At 43.3% G+C, this 1957-nt stretch carries 2 protein-coding genes and 1 pseudogene; 2 read left to right on the forward strand and 1 reads right to left on the reverse strand.

Going from position 1 to position 1957, the window contains the following annotated elements:
- Positions 1 to 674, forward strand: a pseudogene (locus tag RMO27_RS21550) (phosphoketolase); the annotation flags it as partial.
- Positions 675 to 779: 105 nt separating this feature from the next.
- On the opposite strand, the gene RMO27_RS21555 reads toward RMO27_RS21550, so the two are convergent.
- Positions 780 to 1208, reverse strand: a complete 429-nt coding sequence (locus RMO27_RS21555; RefSeq protein ID WP_309736453.1) for an ester cyclase — start codon at positions 1206 to 1208, stop codon at positions 780 to 782.
- A gap of 84 nt (positions 1209 to 1292) precedes the next feature.
- Here RMO27_RS21555 and RMO27_RS21560 point away from each other — a divergent pair, with 84 nt between their 5' ends.
- On the forward strand, positions 1293 to 1859 hold the full coding sequence (locus tag RMO27_RS21560; protein ID WP_309736455.1) for a TetR/AcrR family transcriptional regulator: 567 nt from the start codon (positions 1293 to 1295) through the stop codon (positions 1857 to 1859).
- The last annotated feature ends 98 nt before the right edge of the window (positions 1860 to 1957 follow it).

Consider the following 1957-nt stretch of genomic DNA (forward strand, 5'->3'; position numbering starts at 1 on the left):
CCGATCGTTGTTTCAAAAGTACCGATCGAATTAATACGATCGTTTCGGATAAACAACCCCATCTTCAATATTTAACCATGGATGCAGCGATCGCTCATTGCACCAAAGGGATCGGCATTTGGGATTGGGCGAGTACCGATCTTGGTGTCGAACCGGATCTAGTAATTGCTTGTGCTGGTGATGTTCCCACCCAAGAAGCTCTCGCTGCTACAGCAATTTTACATCAAGCATTTCCCGATCTGAAGATTCGATTTATTAACGTTGTCGATCTGCTCGCGCTGCAACCACCACTAGAATATCCTAATGGTCTAAGCGATCGAGATTTTGATAGTTTATTTACGATCGATAAACCGATTATTTTCAATTTTCATGGTTATCCCTGGCTGATTCACCGTTTAGCCTATCGCCGCACAAATCATTCTAATCTCCACGTTCGGGGTTATAAAGAAAAAGGGAATATTAATACGCCCTTAGAATTAGCGATGAATAATCAGATCGATCGATTTACCATTGCCATTGATGCGATCGATCGGGTGCCCAAATTGCAAGTAGCTGGCGCGCATACCAAGGAACAACTGAAAAATCGCCAAATCGAATGTCGTCAATATGCCTATACTCATGGCACCGATTTACCGGAAGTTGTGAATTGGCGGTGGAAAAGCCTCGGTAGCTAATGGTTTCCATCTACATCGATGTCAAATATGCTGTCGATCCGCTACATGTTCGATCGACAGCACCGAAGCTACAACAAAGCAGATAAGTCCAATCCCCGAACCAAGTTATGCCGGCATTAATCCAAGCTGTTGCATCACAGCCAGTAAGTTACAGTCATACCACGACTCCACAATCTTTCCTTCAGCAATCCGTAACAAGTTGAAATCATTGATGACTACCGATCTACCTGTGGGTGGAATGCCCATGAATTCACCTGTGTGGGTGCCTTTGAGAGTTGTTCTATAGACAACTTTGTCGCCTTCAGCAATCATGTCTTCGATCGTCTGCTGAATGTTTGGAAAGCCTTGGAACAGGGAAGCATTGAATGCCTTGTTTGCGGCCAATCCGACAATTGGGTTTGGATCGCTGTTGAAATGATGAATGACATCATTAGCCATTAATTCGTCCCAAGTCTTTTCCCAATTAAGTTCGGTGCCCCAACCTTCTTGCGCCATGCGGAGCGCGATCGATTTATTTTGTTCGATTTGAGTCATCATAAGTTTCTCTGTCGATTTACCATGCAGTAGTGTATGGTAAAACCATAACAACCTTATCTAAAAAAGTCAATACACTACTGTATGGAAACAGCAAATCCAAAATTAGGGCGGCAAGATTGGGTACAAGCTGCGCTGGAAACCCTGATGGAAAAAGGCATTGAGGCAGTGAAAGTAGACGTGCTAGCCAAGTCACTCAAGATTACCCGGGGCAGTTTTTACTGGCATTTCAAGAATCTTGACGATTTGCTGGCAGCAATAATTCAGGAGTGGCAAGCGGTTAATACAGAAGATACGATCAAGCAAGTCGAAAAATTAGATGGCACACCAAGCCAACAACTATTGCATCTGCTAGAAATTGCAGCCAAAGATGATAATCGATTAGAGAAGGCAATGCGAATCTGGGCAATCCATGATGCTAGAGTGATGGCATCGATCAAACGAGTTGATCGGCAACGACTAGACTATCTTCAGCACTTATTTTTACAAATTGGCTTCTCCCAAACAGATGCCGAGTTACGTGCTCAAGTTACTTACTCCGTCAAACTTGGCTGGGTTGTGATGGCACCGCCCAGAAAACCATCAGAACGTTTAACAGAGATCCGATTCATCTATAAAATTCTGATTCTTACTTCCTTTGATGAATTCTGACTTTAGTGCCTCTTCTTTCGAATCAAAGGTTGAAATTTGAATTAACTGCCGACCTTGTTGACTGATAATGTCTTTTTCTGCCATGCATTCTGAACACC

It is taken from the genome of Chamaesiphon sp. OTE_75_metabat_556 (genome assembly GCF_031378165.1).
Classification (GTDB): Bacteria; Cyanobacteriota; Cyanobacteriia; order Cyanobacteriales; family Chamaesiphonaceae; genus Chamaesiphon.